The organism is Micromonospora sp. NPDC049201 (assembly GCF_055586805.1).
Genome location: NZ_JBVJHM010000001.1, coordinates 755,247 through 762,416 on the forward strand (window position 1 = coordinate 755,247; position 7,170 = coordinate 762,416).

Annotated in this window: 6 protein-coding genes; 5 read left to right on the top strand and 1 reads right to left on the bottom strand. The window is 76.9% G+C overall.

Features of this window, described 5'->3' with window-relative positions; genetic code table 11:
• The first annotated feature begins 142 nt into the window (after positions 1–142).
• The 4 genes from ACZ6O5_RS03070 (at position 143) to ACZ6O5_RS03085 (ending at position 4,888) form a co-directional block, all read left to right on the top strand.
• Positions 143–1,405 (top strand): D-alanyl-D-alanine carboxypeptidase family protein, encoded by a 1,263-nt coding sequence (locus ACZ6O5_RS03070; RefSeq protein ID WP_465974216.1) that lies wholly within the window; start codon positions 143–145, stop codon positions 1,403–1,405.
• 134 nt (positions 1,406–1,539) lie between these two features.
• The gene (locus ACZ6O5_RS03075) at positions 1,540–2,781 is read left to right on the top strand and encodes an MGDG synthase family glycosyltransferase (protein ID WP_465974217.1); all 1,242 of its coding nucleotides are present in this window, start codon (positions 1,540–1,542) and stop codon (positions 2,779–2,781) included.
• The gene (locus tag ACZ6O5_RS03080; RefSeq protein WP_465974218.1) at positions 2,778–3,494 is read left to right on the top strand and encodes a polysaccharide deacetylase family protein; all 717 of its coding nucleotides are present in this window, start codon (positions 2,778–2,780) and stop codon (positions 3,492–3,494) included. The genes ACZ6O5_RS03075 and ACZ6O5_RS03080 overlap by 4 nt, the downstream gene beginning before the upstream one ends.
• A gap of 95 nt (positions 3,495–3,589) precedes the next feature.
• Positions 3,590–4,888, top strand: coding sequence for a D-alanyl-D-alanine carboxypeptidase family protein (locus ACZ6O5_RS03085; RefSeq protein ID WP_465974219.1), 1,299 nt, complete (start codon positions 3,590–3,592; stop codon positions 4,886–4,888).
• 13 nt (positions 4,889–4,901) lie between these two features.
• Here ACZ6O5_RS03085 and ACZ6O5_RS03090 read toward each other — a convergent pair whose 3' ends face one another.
• Positions 4,902–5,927, bottom strand: a complete 1,026-nt coding sequence (locus ACZ6O5_RS03090) for a LacI family DNA-binding transcriptional regulator (RefSeq protein WP_465974220.1) — start codon at positions 5,925–5,927, stop codon at positions 4,902–4,904.
• A gap of 191 nt (positions 5,928–6,118) precedes the next feature.
• Here ACZ6O5_RS03090 and ACZ6O5_RS03095 point away from each other — a divergent pair, with 191 nt between their 5' ends.
• Positions 6,119–7,081 carry an acetylxylan esterase gene (locus tag ACZ6O5_RS03095; RefSeq protein ID WP_405089626.1) on the top strand — a complete coding sequence of 321 codons (963 nt, stop codon included), beginning with the start codon at positions 6,119–6,121 and terminating at the stop codon, positions 7,079–7,081.
• Positions 7,082–7,170: the final 89 nt, after the last annotated feature.

The following is a 7,170-nucleotide window of genomic DNA, read 5'->3' on the forward strand; positions in this document are numbered from 1 at the left end:
TGACCCGCCGGTCCCGGCGGGCCGGTCGGGACCGCCCCGGCTCCGCGGCTCGACCACGGCGCGGGGCCGGACGATCGGCGCACCGTCACCGGCTCGGTGAGCCGCGCCGCCGGCGGAGCCGCGCTGGGTAGGGTGCCTCTTCATGAGAGCCCGGGTCCTGGCCGCCGTCACCGCCGTCACCCTGCTGCCCGCCCCGGCGCGGGGCGCTCCCGCGCCGGCTCCCGCTCCCGGCGCCGTGGCGCCCTGCCCACGGCTGCCCGCGCCGAAGGTGTCCCGGCCGCCGCGTCCCGTCCCACCGGCGTCGGTGCCCGAACAGCAGGTGGTGGGCGGCGAGACGCTGGCCGGTCCGGGCCTCGTCACGCCGCCCGGCAGTCCCGCGCCGCCCGCGGTCACCGCCACCACCTGGCTGGTCGCCGACCTGGACAGCGGCGCCGTGCTGGGCGCCTGCGGGCCGCACGCGTACGGCACCCCCGCCAGCACCCAGAAGCTGCTGCTGGCCGCCACCATGCTCAACCGCCTCGACCCGAAGCAGGTGGCCGTCGCCACCGCCGCCGACCTGGACATCGAGCCGGGCAGCTCGGCGGTGGGCCTGCTGGTCGGCGGACGCTACCCGGTGGAGACGCTCTGGCTGGGCCTGCTGCTCCAGTCCGGCAACGACGCGGCGAACATGCTGGCCCGGCTGGGCGCCGGCAGTGCCCGGGCCGGGGTCGACCAGATGAACGCCGAGGCACGCCGGCTCGGCGCGCTCCAGACCCACGCCGTCACGCCGTCCGGCCTGGACGGCCCCGGGCAGTTCACCAGCGCGTACGACCTGGCGCTGATCGCCCGCGCCTGCTTCGCCGACCCCCGCTTCGGCCGGTACGCGACGACCGAGCGGGCCCAGATCCCGGCCCAGCCCGTGCTGAAGAAGGGCGGGTTCCAGATCCAGAACGAGAACCAGCTCATCTACCGCTATCCCGGGGCGCTGGGCGGCAAGACCGGCTTCACCGAGCTGGCCCGGCACAGCTATGTCGGCGCCGCCCAGCGCGGCGGGCGCCGGCTGGTGGTGACGCTGCTCGGCGCCGAGGCCCGCCCGGTACGCGGCTGGGAGCAGGGCGCGCAACTGCTCGACTGGGGCTTCGCGCTGCCCCGGGGCGCGTCGGTCGGCCGGCTGGTCGACCCGGGTGAGCTGGACCACCCGGCCGCGCCGGCGGCGACCCGGGAACCCGCGGCCGACGCGCCGGCGACGCCGACGCCGACGCCGTGGCGAGGGCCGGCCGGCACCGCGCTGCACCGGATGGCCGACGGTGACTGGACGCTCATCGTGCCGGCCGCCGGCCTGCTGGCGCTCGCCGTCGGCGGGACCGTGGCGGTGCTCGTCGCCCGGCGGGGCCGGTTCCGGCGGCCCGCTCGCCGCCGCGCCTGACCGCCGCGCCGACCCCGCTCGGATCCCTCCGCCGGCCGCGTTGACCGGGCCGGTGCCCGCTCGGACCGCCCGGCCGGGCCTGACCGGTCCCGGTCGCGCCGCGTGGACGCCGTACGCGTGGGTATGCGCCGCCCATGGCGCACCCGGGACGGATCGTGGTGGTCTCCGCGGACATCGGCGCCGGACACGACCGGGCCGCCGACGAGCTGGCGGAGCGCCTGCGCGGTCGGGGCTTCCAGGTGGACCGGTTGAACCTCCTCCACCTGCTGCCCGGACCGGTGCACCGCGCGGTGCGGGAGACGTACCGGGGGGTGTTGCACCGGCTGCCCCGGGGCTACCACCTGCTGTTCCGGCTGACCAGCCGATCCCGGGTGTCCGTTCGCGCCATCCGCGCGCTGCTGCGCCCGTTCCGGGCCCGGATCCGCCGCCGCATCCCGCCGGACACGAGGGCGGTGGTGACCACCTACCCGTTCGCCAACCAGCTTCTCGGCCCGCTGCGGCGCGGCGGCCGGCTCCGTGTCCCGATTCTCACCTACGTGACCGATTTCGTGGTGCACCCCACCTGGCTCGCGCCGGGCGTGGACGTCTACTGCACGATGCGGCACGCCGAGCTGCAACGGGACGCCGACGCCGACGTCGCGGTGGTAGAACCGCTGGTCTCCCGGGCGTTCGCCGTCGGCGCCGGCCTCGACCGGCGGCGGGCCCGGGAGCGGTTCGGCCTGCCGCACGACGGCGTGCTCGCCCTGGTGGTGGCCGGTTCCTGGGGCGTCGGCGAGGTGGCGGCCACGGTGGCGGAGGTCGGCGCGACCGGGGCCCGGCCGGTGGTGGTGTGCGGGCGCAACGGGTCGCTGCGCCGGCGACTGAGCGGTCCCGGCCGGCACGTGCTGGGCTGGGTGGACGACATGCCGACGCTGATGCGGGCCGTGGACGTGGTGGTGGAGAACGCCGGGGGGCTGACCTGTCAGGAGGCGCTCGCGGCCGGGGTGCCGGTGGTCACCTACCGTCCCCTGCCGGGGCACGGGCGGGCGAACGCCGATGTCCTGGCCCGGTCCGGCCTCACCCGGTGGGCGGGCACCCCGGAACAGCTCGGCCCGGTGCTCGCGACGGTGCTCGACGCCGGCCCGTCGGCCCCGCCGCCGCACCGCACCCCGCCGCCGGGGACCGCCGGGCCGCGCGCCGACCCCGGACCCGAGGTCCCGGCCGGGCCGCGCGCCGGCCCGGTGCCGGAGGACCCGGTCGGACTGGTCGCCGAGGCCGCGCGCCGGGCCGCCCCGGCCGGTCCGGCCGACCCGGGGCGTCGGCCGCTGCTGGACCCGGTCGGCGACGCGGTGGCCGTGGTCGCCGCGCTGCTCCAGTCCACCGGCGGACTGCGGTGAGGACGGCCGCCCTGGCCGCGGCGGTGGCGCTGCCGCTGGCCCACGCGGCGCCGGCGGTCACCACGCTCCCGGCCCTCCGGCAGCGCCTGCTGCCCGGCCTGCACGGCCTCGGGGCACCCGACCGGGTCGCGCTGACCTTCGACGACGGCCCGGACCCGGAGTCGACGCCCCACTTCCTGGACGTGCTGGCCGCGCACCGGGTCCGGGCCACGTTCTTCGTGCTCGGCGTGATGCTGGGGCGCCGACCGGACCTGGGCCGCCGGCTGGTGGCGGCCGGCCACGAGGTGGCGCTGCACGGCTGGGCGCACGACAACCTGCTGCTGCGCGGGCCGGCCGGCACCGTCCGCGATCTGACCCGCGCGTACGACCTGGTGGCGGACGTGACCGGTCGGCCGCCGGCATTCCTGCGCCCGCCGTACGGGGTGCTCACCGGCGCGGCCCTGGTCGCCGCCCGGCGACTGCGTCTGCGGCCGGTGCTGTGGAGCTGCTGGGGTCGGGACTGGACGGCGTCGGCGACCGGGGACGGCGTCCGCCGCCGCGTCCTGGCCGGGTTGCGCGGCGGCGGCACGGTACTGCTGCACGACTCCTCCTGCGCCGCCGCGCCGGGCGCCTGGCGGGCCGGGCTCGCCGCGCTGCCCGGACTGCTCGCGGAGTGTCGTCACCGGGGGTGGCGGGTCGGCCCGCTCGGCGGCCACGGGCTCGCGGCGCGCTGACCGCAGGGGCGGCACCATACGCCACCACACCGTCGCCGGGGCGCGAATCCCGGAGCCGGCGACCCGTTCGGGTCGGCGTGGCTAGCGTCCGGGACATGAGGACCTGGGGACCGTCCGTGGCGCTGGCCGCCGCCCTGCTCCTGCCGCTGTCGACGCCGGTGACACCCGCCGTGGCGGCGACCCGGTCCGGCGGGCCGGCCCGGCGGCTGCCCGGTGGGGCGCCGCCCTGCCCGAACGTGCCGGCCCCGGCGACCCGTCCGCCGCAGGCCCCGCCGCCGCCGGACCCGGCCGCCCGGTCCGTCGGTGGCGCGGCGCTGGACACCACCGGACTCGTCGTGCCGCCCGCGGCGACCGCGACGCCGCCGCCGGTGACCGCGACGTCGTGGCTGGTCGCCGACCTGGACACCGGCGCGGTGCTCGGCGGCTGCGGCCCGCATGAGTACGGCGTCCCGGCCAGCGTGCAGAAGCTGCTGCTGGCCGCCACCGTGCTGCCCCGGCTGGACCCGGACCGGGAGGTCACCATGACCGCCGGCGACCTGGCGATCGAGCCGGGCAGCTCGGCGGTGGGGCTGGCCGAGGGCGGGCACTACCGGATCGAGACGATCTGGCTGGGCCTGCTGCTGAAGTCGGGCAACGAGGCGGCCAACGTGCTGGCCCGGCTCGGCGGCGGTCCGGACGGGCTGGCCGGCGGCGTCCGCGCGATGAACGACGAGGCGCATCGGCTCGGCGCCCGGCAGACGCACGCGGTCACGCCGTCCGGGCTGGACGGCCCGGGGCAGTTCACCAGCGCGTACGATCTGGCGTTGATCGCCCGGGCGTGCTTCCGCGAGCCGGCCTTCCGGCGCTACACCGCCACCCGCACCGCGCAGGTGCCGGCCCAGCCGGCGCTGCACGAGAAGGCGTTCCAGATCCAGAACGACAACATGCTGCTGGACCACTATCCGGGCGCGCTCGGTGGCAAGACCGGCTTCACCGATCTGGCCCGGCACACGTACGTCGGCGCGGCCGAGCGCGGCGGACGCCGGCTGGTGGTGACGCTGCTCGGCGCGGAGATCCCCACCCAGCGCGGCTGGCAGCAGGGCGCGGCGCTGCTGGACTGGGGATTCGGGCTGCCCCGGGACGCGGCGGTCGGCCGCCTGGTGGAGCCGGGCGAGCTGGACCGCTCGCCGACGCCCGCCACCGGGGCCGCGTCGGCGCTGGCCGGGCACGCCGACCTGGGCGGCGGCGCGGCGCGGCCCGGCACCGGGTCGGGCGTCGGCGTGCCGCTGACGGTGGGCGCGGTGGTGGTGGCCGGGGGAGCGGTGCTGCTGGCCCGTCGCCGTCGGCACGCCGCGGCGGTGGCGCTGTCGGCCGCGCCTGGGCTGCGGAAGCCGGAAATTCCGGAAGGTGACTGAAAAGTCCGACTGGTCAGCGGTCGGCGGGGGCCGCGGTACTGTCCCGCACCACCAGTTCGGTGGCCAGTTCGATCCGGGGCGACTCGATCTCCTCACCCTGGGCCAGGCGCAGCACGGTGCGGGCCGCGAGGCGGCCCATCTCCACCAGCGGCTGGCGCACGGTGGTCAACGGCGGCGAGGCCCACCGCGCCTCGGGCAGGTCGTCGAAGCCGACCACGGAGACGTCGTCGGCGACCCGCAGGCCGCGCCGGCGCACCGCCTCGTAGACGCCGAAGGCCATCTGGTCGCTGGCCGCGAAGATCGCGGTGGGCGGGTCGTCAAGATCGAGCAGCGCGCCGCCGGCCGTGTAGCCGGCGGCGTGGTAGAAGTCGCCGGGGTGCACCAACCGGTCGTCGGCCGGCACGCCGGCGGCGGCCAGCGCGGCCCGGTAGCCGTCCAGCCGGGCCCGGCTGCACAGCAGGTGCGGCGGGCCGGCGACGAACCCGATCCGCTGGTGGCCCAGGCTCAACAGGTGCTCGGTGGCGGACAGGCCGCCGGTCCAGTTGGTGGCGCCGATCGCCGGCACGTCCGTCCCGGCCACGCCGGCGTCCGGGTCGACCACCACCACCGGCACGTTGAGCCGGCGCAGTTGCGCGTGCACCGCCGGGCTCAGGTGCGAGGTCACCACGATCACCCCGTCGGAGGCGCGGGCGCGCAGGTTGTGCAGCCACTGCCGGGTGGAGCTGGACTCGCGGTGCACGGCCGAGACGACGATGCCCACCCCGGCGGCGTGGCCGACGTCCTCCACCCCGCGGATGATCTCCACGGCCCAGGGGCTGTCCAGGTCGTTGAAGACCAGGTCGACCAGGTCCGCCCGGCGTACCGTGCGGCTGTTGCGCCGTCGGTAACCGTGGTGGCGCAGCAGCTCCTCGACCCGCTCCCGGGTGTCCGGCGCGACGTCGGAACGCCCGTTGAGCACCCGCGACACGGTGGGCACGGAGACACCGGCCTCCCGTGCGATCGCGGTGATGGTCACCCTGCGCTCGTCGTCCGCGCTCACCCGTGTTCCCTTCGCCGGCTGCCGGACCGACCGGAAAACCGTTCCGCCCCACGGACATCTTGCCGTACGCCGAGGGCTTGACGACAGATCGACCCGGCCCTAGCGTTCGGACAACTTGCGGAAACCTTCCGGAAACGCGTCGGCGACCGTGCCGCGACGTGCCCATGCCGACCCGACGAGGAACCCCAGGCGTGTTCACCGACCTGACCGAGGCCGAGCTCCGCCAGCACCGCAGCGACCTGCGTGAACCCGCCGACTTCGACGCCTTCTGGGCCGAGACGTTGGCCGAGGCCCGCTCCTGCGGCGACCCGGTGACCGCGACCCCGGTGCCGACCCCGCTGGCGGCCGTGGACGTCTTCGACGTGACCTTTCCCGGGTTCGCCGGGCAGCCGGTCCGGGCCTGGCTGCGGGTGCCCCGCGGCGCGCCCACGCCGCTGCCGACCGTGGTGCAGTACGTCGGCTACGGCGGCGGACGCGGCCACCCGCTGGAGAACCTGCTCTGGTCCGCCGCCGGCTTCGCCCACCTCCAGATGGACACCCGTGGCCAGGGCTCGGGGTGGAGCCGCGGCGACACCCCGGACGTCGCGGCGGCCGGGCCGCAGGCGCCCGGCATGGCCACCCGGGGCGTGGAGGAGCCCCGCCGCTACTACTACCGGCGCTTCCTCACCGACGCGGTCCGGGCCGTCGACGCGGCCCGCGAGCTGCCGGGTGTCGACCCGACCCGGATCGCCGTGCTGGGCCACAGCCAGGGCGGGGCCGCCGCGCTGGCCGCCGCCGCGCTGGCCCCGGGGGTGCGCGCGGCGGTGGCGCACGTGCCGTTCCTCTGCGACATCCCCCGCGCCGTGGGGCTCACCGACTCGGCGCCGTTCCGCGAGATCCGGGACTACCTGGCCGTGCACCGGGACCGGGCGGAGCAGGTGTTCCACACGCTCGGCTACGTCGACGGGGTCGCGTTCGCCAGGCGTGCCGACGTGCCGGCCCGCTTCTCCGTCGCGCTGATGGACGAGATCGTCCCGCCGTCGACGGTCTACGCCGCGTACCACGACTACCGGGGCGAGAAGGAGCTGACGGTCTGGCGCTTCAACGGCCACGAGGCGGGCGGCATCGACGACGACGCCGCCGCGGTCGACTTCCTCCACGCGACGCTGGTGTAAGGAGGGGCCCCTTGTTAACAGACGTCTGTTAACAAGGGGCCCCACCAAAAACCCAGGAAAAAACCAACCCTTAGAAAACATAAGGCAAT

Coding starts and splice junctions, on each gene's coding strand:
- ACZ6O5_RS03070 (WP_465974216.1), top strand. CDS start 143: ATGAGAGCCCGGGTCCTGGCCGCCGTCACCGCCGTCACCCTGCTGCCC.
- ACZ6O5_RS03075 (WP_465974217.1), top strand. CDS start 1,540: ATGGCGCACCCGGGACGGATCGTGGTGGTCTCCGCGGACATCGGCGCC.
- ACZ6O5_RS03085 (WP_465974219.1), top strand. CDS start 3,590: ATGAGGACCTGGGGACCGTCCGTGGCGCTGGCCGCCGCCCTGCTCCTG.